Below are 21,488 nucleotides of genomic sequence, written 5' to 3' on the forward strand. Positions count from 1 at the left end.
GTGTAAATGAACGACATGCTCCGCGCCCCCGCCGAGGTCAAGTACGCGGACGAGCTCGACTGGCTGGAGTCGATCGACGACGGCCCGAAACCGTTCTCCTGGCGGCTGTCGCCGAAGATGGTGCGCCTGTTCGTGCTCGGCTCCGAGCGCGCCGACGGGCTCGACCGGCCGGTCGCGCAGAAGTGGTTCGGTGACCGCAGCTTCGTCGAGCGCAGCATCGTCACGCTGGCGTCCGACCGCGGCCTGCTGCTGATCGGTGACCCCGGCACCGGCAAGAGCTGGCTCGCCGAGCTGCTCGCGGCCGCGATCTCACGGAACTCGACGCTCGTCGTCCAGGGCACCGCGGGCACCACCGAGGACCACATCAAGTACTCGTGGAACGTGTCGCAGGTGATCGCCAAGGGGCAGTCGCCCGAGTCGCTGATCCCGTCGCCGATCATGACCGCGATGCAGCGCGGGGTGATCGGGCGGTTCGAGGAGCTCACCCGCACCACGAGCGACGTACAGGACGCGCTGATCTCGATCCTGTCGGAGAAGTACGTGTCGATCCCCGAGCTCAAGGACGACTCGATCAACACGGTCTTCGCGCAGCCGGGCTTCTCGATCATTGCGACCGCGAACAGCCGCGACCGGGGCGTCAACGACCTGTCCTCGGCGCTCAAGCGGCGCTTCAACTTCGTGCGCATCCCGGTGGTGACGAACAAGAAGAGCGAGGCCGAGATCGTTCGTTTCCGCACCGTCGAGCTGCTGCGCCGGCACGAGATCGAACTCGACGTCCCGCCGACGCTGCTCGACATCCTGTTGCAGAGCTTCGCCGACCTGCGGGCGGCGGCGGCGTCGGCCACCAGCGACGACGAGAAGCTGGAGTCGTCGCTGTCGACCGCCGAGCAGATCGGTGTGCTGGAGGACGCGATCCTGCACAGCCAGTTCTTCGGCGACCGCGCGCTCCGGTCGGCGACGCTGGCCCGCTCGCTCGTCGGTTCACTGGCCCGGCGCAGCCCCGAGGACCTCGCGATCCTCAACAAGTACTGGCACGGCACGGTCGAGAAGCGCAGCAAGCAGGACGCCGGGGAGTGGGAAGGCTTCCTCGAGGGCGGCCGCGAGGCGATCGCGACCCTGTCGTGACGACCGCTCCCGAGGCGCCCGGCGCCGCGGCCACCTCCGGGGTGTTCGCGTCGCTGCGTGATCAGCTGGTCGGGGCCGCCGAGGCCTTCACCGAGGACCGGCGGGACCTGGGCGGCATCCTCACCGGGCTGGTGGACGACGTCGACCGGGCGTTGCGTGAGCCGCTCGAGGTCTTCCCGGTCTGTCACCACTCGCCGGCGTCCGCGCTGGCGATGGTGCAGCGGCTGCGCGCCAAGCAGCCCTCGGTGATCTACCTGGAGCTCTGCGAGGACCTCCAGCCGCTCCTGATCGAGCTGCGCAACTGCAAGCTCCCGGTCGCGCTTCAGGCTTTCGCGTCCGAGCTCGACGGCCACCCGGAGAGCTGGGCTCCCCTCTCGGTCGTCGCGCCGATCACCGCGGCGTCGGCCGAGTACCAGGCGATCGCCTACGCGCTGGAGACACCCGGCGTCGAACTGGTGCTCGTCGACCGCTCCACCGACCACGTCTTCCAGTGGCTCCCGCGCGCGCCCGCCCAGCCCGACCACGACGAACAAGACCCTCACGACGAACCGGCCCCCCAGGACGAGCAGGGCCTCCACGGTGACGCGGTCGGCCTGGAGATCGGCGACCTCCGACCGGGCTTCGCCGAACTCGAGGAGCACCTGCTCCACCACGGCAAGGTCCGGCACTGGTCCGAATGGTGGGACCAGTACGTCGAGCAGCCACTCGTCGGCGCCGACTACGACACCTACCGCCAGGTCATGGTGCTCATCGGCAGCCTGTTCCGCCGGCTCCGGCCGTCGGGGGCGTCCCGGCACGACCGCGACGAGGACCGCGAGCGCTACATGTGGACGCGGATGCGTGAGCACCTCGCGCGCACCGGCATCGACCGGTCGCGGGCGCTGTACGTCTGCGGTGCGTTCCACGCCGCGAGCCACGTCGAGGAATTCGGGGCCGACGCCGCACCCACCGATTTCACGATCAGCGAGCGCACCGGCACCAAGTGGCTCTACGGCCTGATCCCGTCGAGCCACTCCGCGATCGAGGCGCAGTTCGGCCTGGCGCCGGGCTCGGTGTCGATCGCGGCCGCCACCTGGCAGAAGGCCGTCTCGAAGACCGGTGCGAAGCCGTACGCGCTCGGCGGCAAGGGCGCCCGCTCCGACCGCGCGCTGGCCGAGAAGAAGCTCGCCGCCAACCCCCCGACGCCCGCGCAGACCGAGATCGCCCTGCGCAAGGCCGCGCTGCCGAAGCCGGCCGACAAGCTGTCGGGCTTCCTGTCTCGGCCGCCGGTCCTCGACGACCGGGACGAGGCCGAACTGCTCGGCTGGTGCGTCGACATCGTGCGGCTGGCCCGGCGCAACGGCTACCTCTCCAGCACCGCCGACGCGATCGCGATCTTCGAGACGTCGATCCTGCTGGCCGGGATGCGCGGGCGCGCCCGGCCGACCCCGTACGACTTCCAGGACGCGGCGATCACGTGCATCGAGAAGGACAGCGTGCCGGGTCGCCGGGACGTACGCCGCCTCTGCGAGATCCTGCTCGGCGGCGACCGCATCGGCAGCGTCGGGTACTACTCGCTGCCGCCGCTGGCGCGCGACGTCTACGACCGGCTGGAACCGCTCGGGCTCAACCTGGAGGCGCGCACGGTTCAGCGGGCGCTGCTCGACCTGGCCGGCCGCCCCGACCTCGTCCCGGCGTCGCGGCTGCTCTGGCGGCTGCGTTACCTGCTGCCGTCCGATGCCGTCCGCCCGATCATGGGCGAGCGGCGCCTCGGAGAGAAAGCGTCCATCCAGGAGAGTTGGGACCTGGCGATCGGGAAGTACCAGCGGTCGCTGATCGAGCTCGGCTACGAGGGCGTCGCCGTCGAGCAGGTGCTCGAGCAGCGGCTGCGGCAGGGCGTGCGGACGCCGGAGGCCACCGCGGCCACCGCGCTGGCGGCGGTGGAGGACGCGATCCTCTACCTCGACAGCCCGACGTTCGTGAACGAGCTGGGTGCCCGCGCGGTCGAGCTGCTCGCGGCCGAACGCACGGTCGACGACGCCCCGGCCGTGCTGCGCCGCATCCGGCGGCTGCTCGCGCACTACCGCGCCACCGAGCCGGAGCTACCCGAGTGGTGCGAGCAGTTCGTCGTCGCCGGGTACGCGCACTACTGCACGCTGCTGCCCACCGCGTTCGTGGACGAGCAGACCGGCGTGCGTCAGGTCGCGGCGATGCTCGGATTCCTGTTCAGCCTGGAGAGCCTGGCGCTGACACTCGGCTGCGACCGCGCCCAGCTGGAGCTGGCCGTGGCGCAGTCGCACCCGGAGACCCCGGCCAAGCTCGCGCTGGTCTGGGCGGCGAACATCCAGCTCGGCACGCTCACCCCGGCCGAGCTGCGCACCCGGTGCGACGAACTGCTCGACAACCCGCTGGTGCTGCCGTCGTTCCCGCAGTACCTGAGCGGTTTCGTGCAGGCGCTCGAGCCGGTGCCGAACCTGGCGCCGTTCGTCGTCGAGGTGCTCTCGAAGGCGTTCGGGCTGCTCCCCGACCCGGTGCTGCTGCCCTGGCTGCCGTCGCTGATCACGACCCTGCGCGACCAGGCCGGCGAGCTGGTCCCCGCGCTGGTGCGTGAAGCCGGTCGCACGTTCCCGGGCACGCTGCCCGCCCTGGACGCGTTCGTACCACCCTGGGAGTCGGCACCCCCGGCCCCCACGTCCCGGCCGATCGCGAGCGGGCCGGTCACCGCCCTGCTCACGACGCATCCGGCCACCACCGACGCCCTGGCTGCCCTGCTGGGCCTGGACCCGAGCTGGCCCGAACCGGACACCGGCGCGGGCGGGGGCGGGGGCGGGGGCGCCGCGAGCCCGGCGGTGGCGGCACTCCTCGCCGCGCATCCGGCCCCCGCCGCCGCCCTGGCCGAACTCCTCCCGGCCTGACCGGCCTTTCCCGGCGCGACGCGGCCCCGCTACCAGGACCGCGCCGCGCCGGGCGCCCCACCCCGACGACCGCCCCACCCCGACAACCAACCCACCACCACAACCGCCCCAACCGGCAGCCGACCCACCACCACAACCGACCCACCCCTCAGCCGAGGCTCAGGTCGACGTCCTAGCGTCCGCGCGGTGTGCCTTCGTCGCCCGGCCGCCTGCGCCCCGCCCCCGCCTGCGCCTCGCCCCCGCCTGCGCCCCGCCGCCCGCCTGCGCCCCGCCGCCCGCCTGCGCCCCGCCGCCCGGCGCGCGCTCGCGGTGCTCGTCGCGATCGTGCTGCCGCTGGCCGCGGCGGCCACGGTGTCGGCGAGCCCCGGCGCGTTCCCGCCGATCGCGGTGCCGGTCGGTGACGCGAGCACACCGCCGCTGGGCTGGAACTCCTGGAACCGCTTCGGCTGCGACGTCAGCGACACCCTGATCCGACAGACCGCGGACGCGATCGTCGCCTCGGGTCTGCGCGACGCCGGCTACCGCTACGTCACGATCGACGACTGCTGGATGGCACCGCGGCGGGTGAACGGCGCGCTGGTACCGGACCCCGCCAAATTCCCCCGCGGGATGAAGAGCCTGGCCGACTACGTCCACACCAAGAACCTGAAGTTCGGCCTCTACTCCTCGGCCGGCACACGCACCTGCGCCGGTTACCCGGCCAGCCTCGATCACGAGAAGACCGATGCCGCGACGTTCGCGGCCTGGGGGGTCGACTACCTCAAGTACGACAACTGCCACAACCGGGGCCGTCCCGCTCCCGAGCGGTACCGCGCGATGGCCGACGCGCTGCGAGCCACCGGCCGCCCGATCGTGCTCAGCCTCTGCGAATGGGGCGAGAACCGGCCGTGGGAAGGCTGGGGGGAACGAGTGGGCGGATCGATCTGGCGCACCACCGGGGACGTCAGCGACACCTGGGGCAGCGTCCTCTGGATCCTCGACCAGCAGCGGAACCTCCCGCCCGGACGGCCGGACGCCTGGAACGACCCGGACATGCTCGAGGTCGGCAACGGCCCGGCGAGTACCGGGCCCAGTTCACGCTCTGGGCGCTGCTCAACGCCCCGCTGATCGCGGGTCACGACGTCCGCACGATGGATGCTGCCACCGCCGGGATCCTGCTCAACCGCGAGGTGATCGCGCTCGACCAGGACCGGTCCGGACGCCAGGCCCGGCTCGTCCGCGACGAGAACGGCGTCCGACTCTGGACGAAACCGCTGGCGAACGGCGACACCGCGGTCGTTCTCCTCAACCGCGGCGAGGCACCGAAAACCGTCACGACGACCGCGCACCGTATCCGGGACCTCTGGGCCCACACCAGCCGTACCGGACCGGTCACCACGACGATCCCGCCGCACGACGTCGTGGCGTACCGCCTGAGCTCAGCCTGACAGCTCGAACTGCCGGATCTTGCGGTAGATCGTGGCGCGGGACATGCCGAGCGCCGAGGCGGCGGCGAGCTTGTCCCCGTCGTGCAGTGCCAGCGCGTCGACGATCGCGTCGCGCTCCATCGCCTCGATGGGTGTCAGCTGGCGGCGCACGGTGGAGCGGCAGACCGGCGGCAGTTCCTCGAGGCCGGCCTCGCCCGAGCGACGCCGCCGGCTCACCGTGCCGAGCACCGCGCGCAGCTGGGTGATGTTGCCCGCCCACGGCAGACGCATGAGCTGGTTGAGCGCGGCCTGCGACAGGGACAGCTCGGCCGCGCCGACCTGGTCCAGGAGCACGCGGACCAGCGCCGGGATGTCGGTGAGGTGATGTCTGAGCGGCGGCACCCGCACGGTCCGGGGGAAGAACCCCAGCAGCTGGACGCCCCAGTGCTCGGTCGGCGCGCCCTCGAGCGTGGTCAGCGCGATCCAGGGCCCGCGCGGATCGAGGTCGTCGTGCACGGACTGGAACAGTTCGGCCAGCCCGTCGACGCAGTCGGCGGAGAGCAGGTGCGCCTGGGTGATCATCAGGTCGGCTCCGGCGTCGAGAGCGGCCGCGGCCTGGTCCACAACGTCGGTCTCGGCGGAGAGCGTCACGAGCCGGCGGCCACCGGCTCCCTCGGCCTGGGCGGCGCGGACGATCGACCGTTTCCCGGCGCCCGCTTCGCCTTCGACGATCACCCACTCGCGCCGGGCGCAGGCGTCGAGCACCTCGTGGGCGGTGCGCCGCCACACCGGGTTGTCGCCGGCGAGCCCGGGGAACGAGATCGCCCGCCGCTGGGAGGGGCGCGCCCGGTGCGGCTTGATCTGCACGATGCCGCCGGCCAGCAGTTCGTCGACGAACGTCGGCTGGTAGGAGAGCCGGGCGGTCAGGCCGCTGGGGAGTTCGGCCAGCGCGGTGTAGGGCCGGCGGCGGCCGCGGGCGTCGCGGGTCTGGTCGATGATCGCCGCCTGGTCCCCCGCGTCGAAATGCTGCTGCATCACCGAGTTCATCATGAACACTTTCTCGCCCAGCGCGATCACGGCCCCGCCGGAGTGCTGGCAGGCCAGCCGGTAGTCGCCGAGTAAGGCCCGGTCGAGCATGCTCGACTCGTCGAGGATGCGCTCCTGGATCCGCGCCGCGGCCAGCTTGGCGAACGAGAGCAGCAGCTGGTTGGACAGCTCGGACTGCGTCGTGATGTCGACGACGCCGAGCAGCCCGCCGGTGACCGGGTGCGTGATCAGCGCCCCGGCGCAGGAGAACCGGGTGAGGTCACCGGTGTAGTGCTCGGCTCCGTCGACGAGGATCGCCTGGCCCACCTCGAGGGCGGTGCCGATGCCGTTGGTGCCTACCTCGGCCTCGGAGTAGGTGAACCCCGGCGCGAGGCTCACCGCGTCCAGCGCGCGCAGCAACGCGGTCTGGCCCTCGCTGCGCCACAGCACCAGGCCTTTCGCGTCGGTCAGGATGAGGCAGACCGGCTCGTTGATGAGTTCGGCGGCCAGCGCGTCGAGAACGGGCGCCGCGGCCCGCGTCAGCGACGACGGGCGGTTGGCCGGCGGCGAGAACGCCGGGGTGGGCCGGTCCAGGTCGACCGACGCGGCCCGGGACCGTTCCCAGGACACCCGGATCGTGTTCCGCACGGATTCCGCGGCCCCGGGGACCGCAGCCAGGAAGCGTTCTCGATCTTGCCGGGAAGCGTCTGAACTCATGCGGCACGTCCCTTCGGGCTCCGGATTTAACCCGCTGCGTACCTGAACTTAACGCGCCCTCCCTGTGAGCCAAGTCTCACATTGAGACAAGACCTCCGTCGAGCGCCGGGTTGCATCGGGGCTGTCGCCAAACGGCCGACTGACGACCCAGGAGGCGTCCGTGAGCAGGCAAAGTCTCAGCAAGGCCCACGCCAAGATCAGCGAGCTGACGTGGGAGCCGACCTTCGCCACCCCGGCGAGGAGGTTCGGCACCGACTACACGTTCGAACACGCGCCGAAGAAGGACCCGCTGAAGCAGATCATGCGGTCCTACTTCCCGATGGAGGAGGAGAAGGACAACCGCGTCTTCGGCGCCATGGACGGCGCGATCCGCGGCAACATGTTCCGTCAGGTCCAGGAACGCTGGATGGAGTGGCAGAAGCTGTTCCTGTCGATCATCCCGTTCCCGGAGATCTCCGCGGCCCGGGCGATGCCGATGGCCATCGAGGCCGTCCCGAACCCGGAGATCCACAACGGTCTCGCGGTGCAGATGATCGACGAGGTTCGTCACTCGACGATTCAGATGAACCTCAAGAAGCTGTACATGAACAACTACATCGACCCGGCCGGGTTCGACATGACCGAGAAGGCGTTCGCGAACAACTACGCGGGCACCATCGGCCGGCAGTTCGGCGAGGGGTTCATCACCGGCGACGCGATCACCGCCGCGAACATCTACCTCACGGTGGTGGCCGAGACCGCGTTCACGAACACGCTGTTCGTCGCGATGCCGGACGAGGCGGCCGCCAACGGCGACTACCTCCTGCCGACCGTGTTCCACTCGGTGCAGTCCGACGAGTCGCGGCACATCAGCAACGGGTACTCGATCCTGCTGATGGCGCTGGCCGACGAGCGCAACCGGCCGCTGCTCGAGCGCGACATGCGCTACGCCTGGTGGAACAACCACTGCGTGGTCGACGCCGCGATCGGCACGTTCATCGAGTACGGCACGAAGGACCGGCGGACCGACCGCGAGAGCTACGCGGAGATGTGGCGTCGCTGGATCTACGACGACTACTACCGCAGCTACCTCATCCCGCTGGAGAAGTACGGCCTGACGATCCCCCACGACCTGGTCGAAGAGGCCTGGAACCGGATCGTGAACAAGGGGTACGTGCACGAGGTGGCGCGCTTCTTCGCCACCGGCTGGCCGGTGAACTACTGGCGGATCGACACGATGACCGACACGGACTTCGCCTGGTTCGAGGAGAAGTACCCGGGTTGGTACTCGAAGTACGGCAAGTGGTGGGAGAACTACAACCGCCTGGCCTACCCCGGCCGCAACAAGCCGATCGCGTTCGAGGAGGTCGGCTACCAGTACCCGCACCGGTGCTGGACGTGCATGGTCCCCGCGCTCATCCGCGAGGACATGGTCGTCGAGAAGGTCGACGGTCAGTGGCGGACGTACTGCTCGGAGACGTGCCACTGGACCGACGCGGTGGCTTTCCGGGGCGAGTACGAAGGCCGCAGCACCCCGAACATGGGCCGGCTCACCGGCTTCCGGGAGTGGGAGACGCTGCACCACGACAAGGACCTCGCGGACATCGTGCAGGACCTCGGCTACGTGCGTGACGACGGCAAGACCCTGATCGGTCAGCCGCACCTGCGTCTGGACGACCCGTCCAAGCTGTGGACGCTCGACTCCGTCCGGGGCAACCACTTCATGAGCCCGAACGTGCTGCTCAACCAGATGTCCGACGCCGAGCGCGACGAGCACGTCGCGGCGTACCGGGCCAACGGCACCAAGGCCTCCTGACCAGAAGCCCGGTGGCGCGGGAGCGCCACCGGGTCGCCCGACGACGAGGAGCCCGACGTGGCCGACAAGCACCGTATCCGCTTCGAACCGGTCGACATCGAGATGGACGTCGACGAGGACGAGACAATCCTCGACGCGGCCTTCCGCCAGGGCGTCCACCTCATGCACGGATGCCGCGAAGGACAGTGCTCGGCGTGCAAGTCCTACGTGCTCGACGGCGAGATCGACATGGACCGGTACTCGACGTTCGCGTTGAACGACGCGGAGGCCGCCGACGGCTACGTCCTGCTGTGCCGGTCGCACGCGTACAGCGACTGCCAGATCGAGCTGCTCAACTTCGACGAGGACGAGCTGCTCAACGGCATCGCGATCCAGCGGGTGAAGACCACGATCACCGCCATCGAGCCCAAGACGCGGGACATCGTGTCGCTCCGGCTGACCGCCCCGGGGTACGAGTTCAAGCCCGGCCAGTACGCCGATCTCACGATCCCGGGCACCGACGAGCACCGCTCGTTCTCGATGGCCACGACCATGTCGACGCCGGGAGCGGTCGAGTTCCTGATCAAGAAGTACCCGGGCGGGAAGTTCTCCGCCCTGCTCGACGACGGGCTGTCGGTCGGCGACGAGGTCGACCTGACCGGTCCGTACGGCTCCTTCACGCTGAAAGAGGGCCACGTCCTGCCGGTGGTGTGCATCGGCGGTGGGGCCGGCATGGCGCCGATCCTCTCGCTGCTGCGTCACATGAGCGAGACCGGCGTCCGCCGGCCGGTGCGCTTCTACTACGGCGCCCGCACCGCTGAGGACTTGTTCTACCTGGACGAGATTCTCGAAATCGGCGAGAAGCTGACCGACTTCGAATTCGTGGCCTGCCTGTCCGCGGTCGACGAAGCGACCGCGCCGGGAATCGAGCTCGGCAACGTCACCGACGTGGTGGGGCGGCGGGAGCCACGTATCGAGAAATGCGAAACCTACCTGTGCGGCCCGCCGCCGATGGTGGATGCGGCGCTGGCGTTCCTGCAGGCCAACCAGGTGCCGCCGGACCAGATCTTCTACGACAAATTCACCAGCCCGGCCCAACAGTAGAGGGAGCCGAACCGATGGCGAGGACCGAAGCGAAGGCACGCAGTTTCCCGGGAATCGAATTCACGGATTCCGAAGCGGGGGCGCTCACGTTCCCCAGCTCCACCAGCCGGAGCTACAACTACTACCAGCCGGCGCGACGACGGGCGTCGATCTACGAGGACGTGACCGTCGACGTCCAGCCCGACCCCGACCGGCACCTGACCCAGGGCTGGATCTACGGCTTCGCCACCGGCCCCGGCGGTTACCCGCAGGACTGGACCGCCGCGAAGTCGTCGAACTGGCACGTGTTCCGCGACCCGAACGAGGAGTGGAACCAGACGATCTACCGGAACAACTCCGCGGTCGTCCACCAGGTCGAGCTGTGCCTGGCCAACGCCAAGCGGGCCCGCGCCTACGAGGGCTGGAACCCCACCTGGGTCACGTTCGTGGAGCGCAACCTCGGCGCCTGGATGCACGTGGAGAACGGGCTGGGTCTCCACGTCTTCACCGCGATCCAGCGGTCCGGGCCGACGAACATGATCAACACCGCGGTCGCGGTGAACGCCGCGCACAAGCTGCGGTTCGCCCAGGACCTCGCGCTCTACAACCTCGACCTGTCCGAGGCCGGGGTCGGCTTCGACGGCGAGGCGCACATCGGGGTCTGGAAGGACGCCCCGGAGTGGCAGCCGACCCGCGAGATCGTCGAGCGGCTCACCGCCGTCGAGGACTGGTGCCAGCTGCTGTTCGCCTCGAACGTCGTCTTCGAGCAGCTGGTGGGATCGCTGTTCCGGTCCGAGCTGGTCATGCAGATCTCGGCCCGCAACGGCGACTACATCACGCCGACGATCGTCGGCACCGGCGAGCACGACTACGACCGCGACCTCGCCTACACGCGGAACCTGTTCCGCCTGCTCACCCGCGACGAGACCCACGGCGACGCGAACAAGGAGCTGTTCGGGCAGTGGATGTCGGTCTGGGTGCCGCGGGCCCTGGACGCGGCCAAGGCGCTGCAGCCGATCTGGTCGCGGCCCTCCGACAAGCCGGTCACGTTCGCCCACAGCCTCGACGCGGCCACGAGCAAGTTCCGCTCGCTGCTCGCCGACCTCGACATCGACGCCCCCAAGGAGCTGGACCAGTGACCTCCATGCAGTTCGGATCGGACGTCGAGTTCTCCAACAAGTGCGGCGTGACGCTGATGAACACGCCGGTCGGGCGCGTGGTCGCCGAGGTCATGGCGGAGAAGGACGGCGTCGAGCTGACCAACTACCCGTCGATGATCCGCGTCGACGGCACCCGGCTGCTCGAGTTCAACTACGACGAACTCACCGAGGCCCTGGGCTCCGAGTTCGACGGCTCGATCTTCGAGGAGATCAGCTCCACCCACTACGGCCGGATGGTGCACCTCGACGACAAGACGCTGCTGTTCGCGAGCCCCGAGGACGCCGCCGAGTACATCGGTTTCGACCTGACCGTCGCTTGAGCCTCACCGGTCCGGGCCCGGTCGAGGGCCCGGACCGGGCTGACAAAGGAGTCCTGACATGGCCAAGGAACTGCGGTTCAACACCGACGCGCGGCGGCGGCTCGAGGCCGGGGTGAACGCGCTGGCGGACGCCGTGAAGGTCACGCTCGGCCCGAAAGGCCGCAACGCGGTACTGGAGAAGCTGACCGGCCCACCCACGATCACCAACGACGGCGTGACGATCGCCCGGGAGATCCAGCTCCGTGACCCGTTCGCGAACATGGGCGCCCAGCTGGTCAAGGAAGTCGCCATGAAGACCAACGGCGTGGTCGGCGACGGCACCACGACCGCGACCGTGCTGGCCCAGGCGATGGTGCGCGAGGGGCTCAAGGCCGTGGACGAGGGCGCCAACCCGATGCGGGTCCGCCGCGGCATCGAGCAGACCGTGCCCGCGGTCGTCGAGGCCCTGCGCCGGGTCGCGACCACTGTCGACGGACGCCGGGACCTGGAGCACATCGCCACGCTCGCGGCCAGCGACGACGACGCGATCGGCCGGGTGATCGCCGAGGCCGTCGACCGGGCCGGCCGGGACGGCGTCATCACGACCGAGGAGTCCGACGCCCCCGGGGTGTCGATGTCGCTCGTCGACGGCATCGAGTTCTCGCACGGCTACGTGTCGGCGTACATGGTCACCGACCGCGAGCGGATGGAGGCGGTGCTCGACCAGCCGCTGATCCTGCTGACGAACAAGAAGATCAGCCAGGTGCAGGACATCATGCCGACGATCGAGGTCGCCAAGCGCGCCGACCGGCCGCTCGTCGTCCTCGCCGAGGACGTCGACGGGCCCGCGCTGCAGCTGCTCGTCGGCGGCAACATGCACAACACGATGCGCTCGGTCGTCGTGCGTGCACCCGGGTTCGGTCACCGCCGCGTCGCCGAGCTGGAGGACCTGGCGGTCGCGCTCGGCGGGCACGTCATCGCCAAGGACACCGGCGTCGAGCTGTTCGAGGTCGCCCGCGAGCACCTGGGCAGCTGCGAGCGGATCACGGTCACCGAGGACTCGACGACACTCGTCGGCGGGCACGGAGCGGCGAACCTGATCGAGGCACGCGTCGGCCAGCTCAAGGTGCAGCTGGAGCGCGCGCGGATCGACGGGGACCGCGACAGCCTGCAGGAGCGGCTGGCCCGCCTGACCGGGCGGGTCGCGGTGATCAGCGTCGGCGGGGCGACGAGCGTCGAGCAGAAGGAGCGGATGCTGCGTGTCGAAGACGCGCTCGCCGCCACCCTCGCCGCCCTGGAGGAGGGCGTCGTCCCCGGCGGTGGCGCCGCGCTGGTGCAGGCCCAGCGGGCGGCCGCCGCGGTGGAACTGACCGGCGACGACGCGGTGGGCCGCGACGTCGTGCACCGCGCGCTGCCCGAGCCGCTGCGCTGGATCGCGATCAACGCCGGCTACGACGGCGACAAGACCGTGGCCGAGGTGGCCGGTCTCCCGGCCGGGTACGGATTCAACGCGCTCACCGGCGAATTCAGCGAACTGTTCGCCGCCGGAATCATCGACCCACTGAAAGTGACCAGGGCGGCGCTGGAAAGCGCGGCCTCGATCGCCGCATTGCTGATCACCACGGAAACCGCGGTGGTGGAGGAGATCATGGTCAATCCCGGCGCCATTGTCGCGCCCGGATTCGGCGATCTGGCCGAGGGTATGGTCCGGCCCTCGAACATCTACTGAGATGGACCGCTCCTGGGACGTGGGCACCCTTCTGATCGTGGCGGGCGCCCTCGTCCTGGGCCTGTTCCTCGCGCGTATCGGGTGCCTGCGCGTGGTGGATCCGGCCTGGCTGCCGACCGCGGTGCTCCGGCGGGTCGATTTCCTCACCCGCGCGACTCCGCTGATCATTTCCGCGTGCGTCGTCGCTATCCTCGCCGGTCTCATATTGAGATGAGCGACTCCGTTAGACCGCTCTAATTTGAGTCCATGAACAATTGCTGCACGATCGAGCACACGCCGACCGTCGAACGGTATTTGAAGGTATTGTTCGAGAACCGCGGCGGCATTTCCACGGTGGCGAGAGCACTCGGGGTCGCTCCACCCACGGTCACCGCGATGGTGCACCGTCTCCGGGACAGCGACCTGGTCGAGCCGGACGCGCTGCGCCTCACCGCGCACGGCCTGCGTCACGCGCACGGCGCCGTCCGGCGCCACCGGTTGCTGGAGACCTTCCTGCACGACGTCCTCGGCGTGAAATGGGACGAGGTGCACACCGAGGCGGAGAAGCTCGAGTTCGGGCTGAGCGAGCGGCTCGAGGACCTCATCGACACCCGGCTCGGCCATCCCCGGCACGACCCGCACGGCGACCCGATCCCGCCGAAGAACGGCGCCCACGACGAGGGCACCGAGATGCCGCTGGCGCTGGCGCGGCCCGGCGACCGGTTCCGGGTGTTGCGCGTCGGCGACCGGGACCCGGGTGCGCTGCGTGCGCTCGCAGCGCTGCGGGTGGGGCTCGGCGCCGAGCTCGAGGTGCTCGCGCTCGGCGCCGAGCACGAGGTGCTCGCGGAGGCCGCCGGTACCCGGCGCGTCCGGACCGGCGACCGGGACCTGGTGCTGACGGCGCCGGTGGTCCGGGTGATCCGGGGAGAGCTGACCCCATGACCCTCGACGAACTCCCCCACCGTGCCCGGGCCGTCGTCGTCAGCGTCGACGGGTCCGGGCCCGACCGGAGCCGGGTGATGGACCTGGGGCTGCTGCCGGGCGCCGAGGTGACCGCCCACCTGCACAGCCCGCTGGGTGACCCGACGGCGTACCTGGTCCGCGGCTGCCTGATCGCGCTCCGGCGCTCCCAGGCCCGCCTGATCCAGGTCCGGGCGACATGACCGGGCACGACTGCGACTCGTGCGGGTTGAGCACCCTGCCGGTGCGTCACGACGTCGTCGTCGCGCTGGCCGGCAACCCGAACTCCGGCAAGAGCACGCTGTTCAACGCGCTGACCGGGCTCCGGCAGCGGGTCGGCAACTGGTCCGGGACGACCGTGAGCCGCGCCGAGGGCACCTACCGTCTCGACGGCACCGCGTACCGCGTCGTGGACCTGCCGGGGGTGACGTCGTTCTGGGCGGCGGGCGCGGAGGAGCGGGTCGCGGCGGAGTTCCTGCTCGGCGCCGAGGCCGACGTCACGGTCGTGGTCGTCGACGCGCTGCGGCTGGAACGCCACCTCTACCTGGTCCTGCAACTGCTGCGGATCACCCGGCGGGTCGTCGTCGCGCTCAACATGATCGACGAGGCCGAACGGGCCGGGGTGGTCGTCGACGTCCGCCATCTGAACCGCGAGCTCGGGGTCCCGGTCGTGCCGGTGGTCGCCCGGACCGCGCGTGGCGTCGACGCGCTGCTCGCCGCGGTCGCCACGACGGCGCGGGAGCCGCGGGCCCCCGGCGGAACGGACGTCGAGGAGTTCTCCGACGACCTGGTCACGGCCACCTTCGCCGACGCCGAGCGCCTCGCCACCGAGGCGGTCGGGACGTCCGGCCGGGCGCCGCTGCGCACGTTCGACCAGTGGCTCGACCGCGCCCTCACCCATCGCGTCTGGGGTTTCGCGACGATGGGCGCGATGTTCTTCGGGGTGTTCTGGCTGACGATCGCCGGCGCCGCCGTCCCGTCGGACCTGCTCTTCGCTCTCCTCGTCGACCACGGGCACCCGCTGGTGCGTGGCCTGCTCACCGGCATCGGAGCGCCGGGCTGGCTGGTCGGGCTGACCGCCGACGGCGTCTACCTCGGCACCGCCTGGGTGATCGCGGTGATGCTGCCGCCGATGGCGATCTTCTTCCCGCTGTTCACCCTGCTGGAGGACTTCGGGTACCTGCCGCGGGTGGCGTTCAACCTCGACCGGTTGTTCCACGGCTCCGGCGCGCACGGCAAGCAGGCGCTGACGATGATGATGGGCTACGGCTGCAACGCCGCGGGCGTCACCGCGACGCGGATCATCGACAGTCCACGCGAACGCCTGATCGCGATCGTCACGAACAACTTCAGCATCTGCAACGGACGCTGGCCGACGCTGATCCTGATGGGCACGGTGTTCGTGGGGTCGGTCGTGCCGCCGGTCTGGGCCGGGGTGGTGGGGGCGGCGACCGTGGTGGCGGTCGCGGTGCTCGGCGTCGTCGTCACGCTCGCGGTGTCCTGGCTGCTGTCCCGGACCGTGCTGCGGGGCGAGGTCTCGGTCTACTCGCTCGAGTTGCCTCCCTACCGGCGCCCGCAGCTCTGGCGCACGATCTACGTCAGCTTGATCGACCGGACGGTGAAGGTGCTCCGGCGGGCCGTGGTGATGGCGGCACCGGCCGGCGCGCTGATCTGGATCATCGGCAACGTCGACGTCGGCGGGGTGAGCGTCGCCGTGCACCTGGTGCGGGGGCTCGACCCGGTCGGGATGCTGCTGGGGCTCAACGGGGTCGTGCTGCTGGCCTACGTGGTGGCGGTACCGGCCAACGAGATCGTGGTGCCCGCGATCCTCATGCTCACGCTGGCGGCGAGCGGCACCGGGCCCGCCGGGGTGCTGATCGACGCCTCGGACACCCAGGCCTACACCGTGCTGGCACACGTCGGGGGCTGGACGGTGCTGACCGCCGTCAACCTGATGCTGCTGTCGCTGCTGCACAACCCGTGCAGCACCACGATCCTGACGATCTGGAAGGAGACCAGGAGCCTGCGCTGGACCTCGACGGCCACGCTGCTGCCGCTGGCCCTCGGCGTCCTGGTCACGTTCACCACCGCGACGCTCGCGCGCTGGCTCTGAGAGGAACCCCCATGGACTGGCAGGAACAAGCTGTCGCCGGACTCGGCGCCCTGACCCCGGAGCGGGTTCCGGCGCTGGAGCTGCTCTTCCTCGACGCGCTCGCCGTGCACCTGATGGGGCCCGACCGCCCGGCGCCCCCGTACACGGTCGAGCACGGCACGGTGGCCGCCGGTCACCTGCTGCGTGCCGTCACCGGCTCCGCGATGGCCACGCTCGACGTCGTGCCGCCGCCCACCCCCGGCATCGAGGCGGCGCGCGCCGCGATCGGCGCCGGTGCCCGCGCGTTCGCCTCCGAGGGCCGCCCCGGCGTCACCCGGCTGGTCAACCGGTTCCTGGGGGCCGCGGTGGGCGAGCTCGAGGTCCATCGCGACTCGGCCGACGGGCAGACCCGCTCGCTGTTCACCTACGGGCTGCTCGCGCTGGCGTCCGGTCCGCAGAACCGGGTGACGCCGGCCGCGGGTGACGGCGTCGGCGAGATCTTCCGCGGCTGGGACCGGCTGATCGGCGTCGGTTTCGTCCCCCCGTGGCGGATCGTCGCCCTCGGCTGAAACCGGCTCCGCCTCCGGCGGGAACCGATCGGGCCGCGCTACCGTCTCATCATCATGGTTGCGAAGCGGATTTTTCGGTCAGCAGTGCTCGGAACGGTACTCGTTGCCTCGGGTTGCGGGACCGTCGCCACCGCCGACGTCAACTCGGCCAGCCCGTCGGAGGGTCCGACGGTCTCCGAGGAACTCGTCCTGCGGGTGGAGGCCGTCGGCGGGTTCACGCCGCCGAGCTGGACCTACAGCCGCATCCCGATGGTGAGCATCTACGCCGACGGCCGGGTGATCACCGAGGGGCCGCAGGTCACCATCTATCCGGCCCCGGCCATGCCGAACCTCCAGGTCGCGACGATCTCCCGGGCCAAGGTCGACGAGCTGGTCGGCGCGGCCCGCCGCGCGGGCGTCGGCGCCACGACCGACTACGGCCAGCCGGGCGTTGCCGACGCGACCACGACCCGCTTCACGCTCGTCGAGGACGGCACGAAGGCCACCACCGAGGTCTACGCGTTGAGCGAGACCCGGGAGGAGGACCCGGCCCTGTCCGCGGCGCAGCGGCAGGCCCGCGAGCGGATGCGGGCGCTGCTGAACACGCTGCGGCGGCCCCCGGGCGGCGACGAGACGTCGTACGCGCCGACGTCGCTGGCCACGGTCGTGAGCGCGTACACCGCACCCGGGTCGGAGACCCCGCCGCCCGCCCGGGCCTGGCGTGGCGCTGCCCTGCCCGGCCCGGTCGTCGGGCCGGCCGACCTGCACTGCGTCACGACGAGCGGCGACGCCCTGCGCGACGTCCTGGCCGACGCCGAGAGCGCGAACGTGCAGACGCCGTGGACCTACGGCGGCAAGCAGTGGTCGGTGGCGTTCCGGCCGTTGCTCCCGGACGAGACCGGCTGCGAGTCGCTGGGCAAGTAGTCCCTGGGAAAGTGGTCCCTGGGTAGGTAATGGTGAGCGGATAGCCCCGTCCCGCCCCGAACGGGGCTACCCGTCACCCGATCGTGTCCGGCCGGTCAGGCCGGTTCGCGCAGCTCCGCGCCCGAGTCGATCTCGCCGCGGGCCTCGGCCTGGAGCACCAGCTCGGCCCAACCCCGGCGATAGCACGGCCAGTCGCCGGGGTACACGTGCGTGGCCGACCCGCAATAGCTCGGGTCCGCCGCGTCGACCACGTGCTCGGCGATCAACGCCCGCGCGGTGACCACGTCGTCCCAGACGTAGTTCCGGTGCCATGCGCCCATTGACACGCTCCCACTGTCCAAATCGGACATCACGCCTGACCGCGTCCTCGGAATGCCTTGTGTCCGAGAGTATGGGCAAACTCGCAATACGCAAGACTCAAACCGCCCCGACGCAATACCAGTTCTCGCACGCAGAACGCGTCCCCAAAATGCAAGACTGCACCGGGACGCCTAACAGAAGGGACGTCTTCCGTGGATGAAGTCAGCCCCACGCTCGCGCGGCGCATGCTCCTCTCCACCCTGCAGCGCCTCCACAAAGCTGACGGGCGTTCCACCGATGTGATCGGCACCGAGGTGGGGGTCGACGGGTCCACGGTCGCCCGCTGGCTGGCCGGCGGGAAACGGAAGTTACGCGCGCACGAGATCCGCGGGCTGTGCGACGCGTACGGCGTCGACGACGATACGAAGAACCAGCTCGTGCGGCTGGCCCTGGAGGCCGGCAGCGCCGGCGTCACCCAGCGCCTGTCCTGGTTCGCGACCTACCAGTTCGGCATGTTCCTCGACCTCGAGCGCGACGCCCGGCGCGTCGTCACGTTCGAGTCCACAGTGGTGCCCGGCCTGCTGCAGACCGCGGGCTACGCCCGCGCCGTGATCCGGGCCGGCGCGCCCGGCGCGGGCCTGAGCGAGGCCGACGTCGACGAGCGTGTGCAGTTGCGCCTCGAGCGCCAGTCGGTCCTGCGCCGCGACCGGCCGGTCGAGCTGCTCGCCATCCTGGACGAGGCCGTGCTCCGGCGTCCGATCAGCGACCCGGACGCCATGCGCGCCCAGCTGGCACACCTGCTCACGGCGAGCCAGTGGCCGAACGTCACGATCCAGATCCTTCCCTTCTCGGCCGGACCGCACGCCGCCGCGGCCACCGGCCCCTTCGTCCTCTTGTCGTTCGACCACCTCGGGGAGGCTCCCGGGGAGATCGCCTACGGCGAGAATCCGGCAAATGCCCTGTATATGGAGACACAACAGGAAACGGACCGGTATCTGCACGTTGTGGAGTATCTGGTGGGGCAGGCACTGAGCCCGACCGCCTCAGCGGCAATGATCGCCGGTGCGATGCAGGAGTACGGAGCCGAGAAGGAGGAGGAGACAGTTCATGAGACCGCCCGAACCTGAGTTGGACGCCAATAGAGTGCGCTGGCGGAAATCTGCCCGGAGCGGCACGAACGGCAACTGCGTCGAAGTAGGGGCCGCCGCGACCGCGATCGGTGTGCGCGACACCAAGGACCGGGGACACGGCCCGGTCCTGGCGTTCAGCCACCCGACCTGGCAGGCGTTCCTGGAGGGCTGCAAGGCAGGCGAGTTCGACCTCTAGGAGCACGCACCTCGACGAGGGCGGCCGACCCATCCGGCGCTTGGGTCGGTCGCCCTCTGCGGTTGTATATACCCGGGTGGTCACCTGAGTCCATCGTCGACAGTACGAACCCTCAGACCTCGAGGACGAGGGCGCCACCCTGACCGCCGCCGGCACACATCGCGGCGACGCCGACGCCGCCGCCCGCACGGCGCAGTTCGTACACGAGCGTGGTCACCATCCGGGCCCCCGACGCGGCGATCGGGTGCCCGAGGCTGCAGCCGCTGCCGGAGAAGTTCACGGTGTCCTCGTCGAGCCCGAAGTGGCGGCAGGCCGCGACCGGCACCGACGCGAACGCCTCGTTGATCTCCCACCGCGTGACGTCGCGAGTGGTCAGGCCGGCCCGGTCCAGCACCTTCGTGATCGCGGCGAGTGCTCCCGCGCCGGTGCGCCGGGGGTCGACGCCGACCGACGTCCAGGCCCGGACCGTCGCCAGCGCCTCGAGCCCCTGGTCGGCACCGGCGACCGTCACCGCGGCCGCCGCGTCGTTCGTACCGCTCGCGTTGCCGGCCGTGATCGAGAAGCCCTCGATCTCCGGGTGCAGAACCGGGAGCGCGGCCAGCCGCTCGACACTGGTGTCCCGCCGGGGGTGCTCGTCGACCGCGAACTCCACCACCGAACCGTCCGGCGTGGACACCGTGATCGGCACGATCTCGTCGGTGAACCTGCCCGCGTCGATCGCGGCGACCGCGCGCCGGTGCGACCGCAGCGCCCACGCGTCCATGTCCTCGCGGGACAGGCCGAACTCCCGCGCGGTGTTCCAGCCGACCGTGATCGACATGTCGGTGTTCGGCGCCTCGGCGGTGTTCGGGTGCGTGCCCGGGTACCAGGGCTCGACCTGATCGACGGTGCCGGGAACCCGGCGGGTCAACCGCGGCATCAGCGACGAGGCCTGCACTCCCCCGGCGACGACGACCTTCTCCATGCCGCTGGCGACGCCGGCCGCCGCGAGCCCGATCGACGACAGGCTGCCGGTGCAGTGCCGGTTGACCGCGAGGCCGGGAACCCCGGTCATCCCGGCGACCACGGCCGCGTACCGCGCGAGGTCACCCCCGCCGTACAGCGACTCGGCCAGGATCACGTCGTCCACGCGCTCCGGGTCGAGGCCGGAGCGGCGCACGGTCTCCACCAGGATCGCGGTCGCGAGGTCCTCGGCGGCCGTCTGCGCCAGCGTTCCCCTGCGCGCGGTGCCGATCGCGGTCCGGGCCGCGCTGACGATGACGGGCTGGGCCATCCGTGCACCTCTTCCTCGGGGATGCGCCTTACTGTAGCGCTTACCGGTAAGCCGACAGTAGGCTTCGGGCAGCGTCCGTCCCGAGGAGGAGCACGTGGAGCTGAGCGGATCGTCTGCCCTGGTCGTCGGCGGAGCGGGGGGCTTCGGAGCGGCGACGGTCCGCCGCCTGCACGCGGCCGGAGCCCGGGTCGTCATCGCCGACCTGCAGGAGCAGAACGGCAAGGCGCTGGCGGCCGAACTCGGCACCGGCGCACGGTTCGTGCCCACCGACGTCACGAGCGAGGAGTCGGTCGACGCGGCGATCGCGGCGGCCGCGGAACTCGGCCCGCTTCGTGCGAACGTGATCGTGCACGGCGGCCCGGCGGCGGGGAAGCGGATCGTGAACCGGTCCGGCGAGCCGTACCCGGTCGCGACGTTCCGGCGCACCGTCGAGATCTTCCTCGTCGGCACGTATCACGTGCTCAGCAAGGCCGCGGCGGCGATGGCGAAGACCGAGCCGCTGGACTCCGGCCAGCGCGGTGTGGTGATCACCACCGCGAGCATCGCCGGGTTCGAGGGGCAGGTCGGGCAGTCCGACTACTCGGCCGCGAAGGCCGGCGTCATCGGCATGACGCTCACCGCGTCCCGCGACCTCGCGCCGGCGGGCGTGCGGGTCATGTGCATCGCCCCGGGGGTGTTCTTCACCCCCGCCTACGGTTCGATGAGCCGGGAGGAGGCCGAGACCCGGTTCGGCAACAACATCCCGAACCCGAAGCGGCTTGGCGAGCCCGACGAGTACGCGAAGCTCGCGCTCTCGATCGTCGACAACGACTACCTGAACGGGACGACGATCCGCATCGACGCTGCTCAGAGGTTCAACATCTAGAATCGACG

Annotated in this window: 21 protein-coding genes; 18 read left to right on the forward strand and 3 right to left on the reverse strand. The window is 70.6% G+C overall.

Going from position 1 to position 21,488, the window contains the following annotated elements:
* Positions 1–6: 6 nt before the first annotated feature.
* The 4 genes from CRYAR_RS28980 (at position 7) to CRYAR_RS49805 (ending at position 5,446) form a co-directional block, all read left to right on the forward strand.
* Complete coding sequence (locus tag CRYAR_RS28980) at positions 7–1,125, forward strand: ATP-binding protein (protein WP_035856520.1); 1,119 nt, start codon at positions 7–9, stop codon at positions 1,123–1,125.
* On the forward strand, positions 1,122–4,019 hold the full coding sequence (locus CRYAR_RS28985) for a DUF5682 family protein (RefSeq protein WP_051571080.1): 2,898 nt from the start codon (positions 1,122–1,124) through the stop codon (positions 4,017–4,019). The genes CRYAR_RS28980 and CRYAR_RS28985 overlap by 4 nt, the downstream gene beginning before the upstream one ends.
* Positions 4,020–4,205: 186 nt before the next feature.
* Positions 4,206–5,126 carry a glycoside hydrolase family 27 protein gene (locus CRYAR_RS49800; protein WP_245620520.1) on the forward strand — a complete coding sequence of 307 codons (921 nt, stop codon included), beginning with the start codon at positions 4,206–4,208 and terminating at the stop codon, positions 5,124–5,126.
* A 23-nt stretch (positions 5,127–5,149) separates the two neighbouring features.
* A complete protein-coding gene (locus CRYAR_RS49805) occupies positions 5,150–5,446 on the forward strand; it encodes a hypothetical protein (protein ID WP_245620521.1) in 297 nt (98 codons plus the stop codon).
* Here the strand turns inward: CRYAR_RS49805 and CRYAR_RS28995 are convergent.
* Positions 5,438–7,168 carry a sigma-54-dependent Fis family transcriptional regulator gene (locus CRYAR_RS28995; protein ID WP_084701076.1) on the reverse strand — a complete coding sequence of 577 codons (1,731 nt, stop codon included), beginning with the start codon at positions 7,166–7,168 and terminating at the stop codon, positions 5,438–5,440. The genes CRYAR_RS49805 and CRYAR_RS28995 overlap by 9 nt on opposite strands.
* Positions 7,169–7,328: 160 nt before the next feature.
* Here CRYAR_RS28995 and CRYAR_RS29000 point away from each other — a divergent pair, with 160 nt between their 5' ends.
* Genes CRYAR_RS29000 through CRYAR_RS29050 form a run of 11 tightly spaced genes read left to right on the forward strand, consistent with a single transcriptional unit; the run spans position 7,329 to position 17,716 of the window.
* On the forward strand, positions 7,329–8,963 hold the full coding sequence (locus CRYAR_RS29000; RefSeq protein WP_035856522.1) for a ferritin family protein: 1,635 nt from the start codon (positions 7,329–7,331) through the stop codon (positions 8,961–8,963).
* Between the two features lie 57 nt (positions 8,964–9,020).
* Positions 9,021–10,046, forward strand: a complete 1,026-nt coding sequence (locus CRYAR_RS29005) for a 2Fe-2S iron-sulfur cluster-binding protein (protein ID WP_035856524.1) — start codon at positions 9,021–9,023, stop codon at positions 10,044–10,046.
* Between the two features lie 14 nt (positions 10,047–10,060).
* Complete coding sequence (locus tag CRYAR_RS29010; RefSeq protein WP_035856525.1) at positions 10,061–11,164, forward strand: aromatic/alkene monooxygenase hydroxylase subunit beta; 1,104 nt, start codon at positions 10,061–10,063, stop codon at positions 11,162–11,164.
* A gap of 5 nt (positions 11,165–11,169) precedes the next feature.
* Entirely contained in the window at positions 11,170–11,505 is a 336-nt protein-coding gene (mimD, locus tag CRYAR_RS29015; RefSeq protein ID WP_245620727.1) for a propane 2-monooxygenase effector subunit MimD, read from the forward strand.
* 58 nt (positions 11,506–11,563) lie between these two features.
* Positions 11,564–13,213, forward strand: a complete 1,650-nt coding sequence (gene groL, locus CRYAR_RS29020) for a chaperonin GroEL (RefSeq protein WP_035856528.1) — start codon at positions 11,564–11,566, stop codon at positions 13,211–13,213.
* 1 nt (position 13,214) lies between these two features.
* Positions 13,215–13,427: a hypothetical protein gene (locus CRYAR_RS29025; protein WP_035856529.1), complete on the forward strand. Its 213-nt coding sequence runs from the start codon at positions 13,215–13,217 to the stop codon at positions 13,425–13,427.
* Between the two features lie 32 nt (positions 13,428–13,459).
* The gene (locus CRYAR_RS29030) at positions 13,460–14,134 is read left to right on the forward strand and encodes a metal-dependent transcriptional regulator (RefSeq protein WP_063725782.1); all 675 of its coding nucleotides are present in this window, start codon (positions 13,460–13,462) and stop codon (positions 14,132–14,134) included.
* On the forward strand, positions 14,131–14,355 hold the full coding sequence (locus CRYAR_RS29035) for a FeoA family protein (protein WP_035856530.1): 225 nt from the start codon (positions 14,131–14,133) through the stop codon (positions 14,353–14,355). Before CRYAR_RS29030 ends, CRYAR_RS29035 begins: the two co-directional genes overlap by 4 nt.
* The gene (gene feoB, locus CRYAR_RS29040) at positions 14,352–16,265 is read left to right on the forward strand and encodes a ferrous iron transporter B (protein ID WP_084701078.1); all 1,914 of its coding nucleotides are present in this window, start codon (positions 14,352–14,354) and stop codon (positions 16,263–16,265) included. Before CRYAR_RS29035 ends, feoB begins: the two co-directional genes overlap by 4 nt.
* 11 nt (positions 16,266–16,276) lie before the next feature.
* Positions 16,277–16,813, forward strand: coding sequence for a hypothetical protein (locus CRYAR_RS29045; protein WP_035856531.1), 537 nt, complete (start codon positions 16,277–16,279; stop codon positions 16,811–16,813).
* A gap of 54 nt (positions 16,814–16,867) precedes the next feature.
* Positions 16,868–17,716 (forward strand): hypothetical protein, encoded by an 849-nt coding sequence (locus CRYAR_RS29050; protein ID WP_035856532.1) that lies wholly within the window; start codon positions 16,868–16,870, stop codon positions 17,714–17,716.
* Between the two features lie 95 nt (positions 17,717–17,811).
* Here the strand turns inward: CRYAR_RS29050 and CRYAR_RS29055 are convergent, their stop codons facing one another.
* On the reverse strand, positions 17,812–18,036 hold the full coding sequence (locus CRYAR_RS29055; protein WP_035856533.1) for a hypothetical protein: 225 nt from the start codon (positions 18,034–18,036) through the stop codon (positions 17,812–17,814).
* Positions 18,037–18,228: 192 nt separating this feature from the next.
* Here CRYAR_RS29055 and CRYAR_RS29060 point away from each other — a divergent pair, with 192 nt between their 5' ends.
* Positions 18,229–19,143 (forward strand): helix-turn-helix domain-containing protein, encoded by a 915-nt coding sequence (locus CRYAR_RS29060; protein ID WP_157018147.1) that lies wholly within the window; start codon positions 18,229–18,231, stop codon positions 19,141–19,143.
* Positions 19,124–19,342, forward strand: a complete 219-nt coding sequence (locus CRYAR_RS29065; protein WP_051571084.1) for a DUF397 domain-containing protein — start codon at positions 19,124–19,126, stop codon at positions 19,340–19,342. The genes CRYAR_RS29060 and CRYAR_RS29065 overlap by 20 nt, the downstream gene beginning before the upstream one ends.
* A 112-nt stretch (positions 19,343–19,454) precedes the next feature.
* Here CRYAR_RS29065 and CRYAR_RS29070 read toward each other — a convergent pair whose 3' ends face one another.
* On the reverse strand, positions 19,455–20,615 hold the full coding sequence (locus CRYAR_RS29070; protein WP_035856535.1) for a thiolase family protein: 1,161 nt from the start codon (positions 20,613–20,615) through the stop codon (positions 19,455–19,457).
* Positions 20,616–20,709: 94 nt separating this feature from the next.
* On the opposite strand from CRYAR_RS29070, the gene CRYAR_RS29075 reads away from it, so the two are divergent.
* Entirely contained in the window at positions 20,710–21,480 is a 771-nt protein-coding gene (locus CRYAR_RS29075) for an SDR family NAD(P)-dependent oxidoreductase (RefSeq protein ID WP_035856536.1), read from the forward strand.
* The last annotated feature ends 8 nt before the right edge of the window (positions 21,481–21,488 follow it).

This window comes from Cryptosporangium arvum DSM 44712 (assembly GCF_000585375.1).
GTDB classification, from domain to species: Bacteria; Actinomycetota; Actinomycetes; order Mycobacteriales; family Cryptosporangiaceae; genus Cryptosporangium; species Cryptosporangium arvum.

Excerpts from the sequence above, each read along its gene's own strand:
- CRYAR_RS28980 (WP_035856520.1), top strand. The coding sequence starts at position 7 with ATGAACGACATGCTCCGCGCCCCCGCCGAGGTCAAGTACGCGGACGAG.
- CRYAR_RS49805 (WP_245620521.1), top strand. The coding sequence starts at position 5,150 with ATGGATGCTGCCACCGCCGGGATCCTGCTCAACCGCGAGGTGATCGCG.
- CRYAR_RS28995 (WP_084701076.1), bottom strand. The coding sequence starts at position 7,168 with ATGAGTTCAGACGCTTCCCGGCAAGATCGAGAACGCTTCCTGGCTGCG.
- CRYAR_RS29010 (WP_035856525.1), top strand. The coding sequence starts at position 10,061 with ATGGCGAGGACCGAAGCGAAGGCACGCAGTTTCCCGGGAATCGAATTC.
- mimD (WP_245620727.1), top strand. The coding sequence starts at position 11,170 with ATGCAGTTCGGATCGGACGTCGAGTTCTCCAACAAGTGCGGCGTGACG.
- groL (WP_035856528.1), top strand. The coding sequence starts at position 11,564 with ATGGCCAAGGAACTGCGGTTCAACACCGACGCGCGGCGGCGGCTCGAG.
- CRYAR_RS29025 (WP_035856529.1), top strand. The coding sequence starts at position 13,215 with ATGGACCGCTCCTGGGACGTGGGCACCCTTCTGATCGTGGCGGGCGCC.
- CRYAR_RS29030 (WP_063725782.1), top strand. The coding sequence starts at position 13,460 with ATGAACAATTGCTGCACGATCGAGCACACGCCGACCGTCGAACGGTAT.
- CRYAR_RS29035 (WP_035856530.1), top strand. The coding sequence starts at position 14,131 with ATGACCCTCGACGAACTCCCCCACCGTGCCCGGGCCGTCGTCGTCAGC.
- feoB (WP_084701078.1), top strand. The coding sequence starts at position 14,352 with ATGACCGGGCACGACTGCGACTCGTGCGGGTTGAGCACCCTGCCGGTG.
- CRYAR_RS29045 (WP_035856531.1), top strand. The coding sequence starts at position 16,277 with ATGGACTGGCAGGAACAAGCTGTCGCCGGACTCGGCGCCCTGACCCCG.
- CRYAR_RS29050 (WP_035856532.1), top strand. The coding sequence starts at position 16,868 with ATGGTTGCGAAGCGGATTTTTCGGTCAGCAGTGCTCGGAACGGTACTC.
- CRYAR_RS29055 (WP_035856533.1), bottom strand. The coding sequence starts at position 18,036 with ATGGGCGCATGGCACCGGAACTACGTCTGGGACGACGTGGTCACCGCG.
- CRYAR_RS29065 (WP_051571084.1), top strand. The coding sequence starts at position 19,124 with ATGAGACCGCCCGAACCTGAGTTGGACGCCAATAGAGTGCGCTGGCGG.
- CRYAR_RS29070 (WP_035856535.1), bottom strand. The coding sequence starts at position 20,615 with ATGGCCCAGCCCGTCATCGTCAGCGCGGCCCGGACCGCGATCGGCACC.